At 71.0% G+C, this 837-nt stretch carries 1 protein-coding gene; it reads left to right on the top strand.

All coding sequences use genetic code 11. The features are described 5' to 3' along the window. Positions 1-91 precede the first annotated feature (91 nt). On the top strand, positions 92-837 hold a 746-nt coding region (locus tag JK364_RS54495; protein ID WP_307841735.1), incomplete at its 3' end, for an AMP-binding protein.

The raw sequence follows: 837 nt of genomic DNA, 5'->3' as shown, positions 1-837 counted from the left end.
TCGGGGGTTGGTTCCGGCCGGGGCCGAGTGCGTCGTGTGGGATCCGTCCGCGGCTCGATCCGCGGACGCGCCCCCGGCGCCGGTGGTCTCCGTGAGCGTGGACGACGTGGCGTACGTGATCTACACATCGGGCTCGACGGGCCGTCCCAAGGGCGTGGCCGTCACGCATCGCGGCATCGGAAACCTCGTCAGCGCCCAGATCGACCGGTTCGAGGTGGGCGCTGACGCACGGGTGCTGCAGCTCGCGTCGTTGAGCTTCGATGCCTCGGTGTGGGAGATGTTCATGGCGCTGCTCTCGGGGGCCGCTCTGGTGGTGGCGGACCCGGACAGGCTTCCGCCCAACGGTTCGCTGGGCGCGACGGCCACGGCGATGGGTGTCACGCATATGACGGTGTCGCCGTCGGTGCTGGCCACGGTGGAGGAGTTGCCCGGGAGTTTGGGTACGGTGGTGGTGGCCAGTGAGGTGTGCCCGCCGGGGTTGGTGGAGCGGTGGGCGCCGGGGCGGCGGATGGTCAATGCGTACGGGCCGACCGAGGTCACCGTGTGCGCGACGATGAGCGAGCCCCTGGAGGCGTCCGGCTCGGGCCCGGTGCCCATCGGACGGCCCATCACCAACACCCGGGCATTCGTCCTCGATGAGCTGCTTCACCCCGTCCCCGCAGGTGTGCTGGGTGAGCTGTACATCGCGGGTCCGGGCCTCGCGCGTGGCTATCTCGGCCGCCCCAGCCTGACCGCGGAGCGCTTCGTGGCGTGCCCGTTCACGGGCGGGCGGATGTATCGCACGGGCGACCTCGCCAAGTGGACCGTGGATGGCCAACTCGTCTTCGGCGGCCGCGT

Origin of the sequence: Streptomyces endocoffeicus, from assembly GCF_016741935.1 — a bacterium.
Classification (GTDB): Bacteria; Actinomycetota; Actinomycetes; order Streptomycetales; family Streptomycetaceae; genus Streptomyces; species Streptomyces endocoffeicus.
Note: the sequence above shows the minus strand (reverse complement) of the source record. Positions and strands in the feature narration are given on the sequence as shown.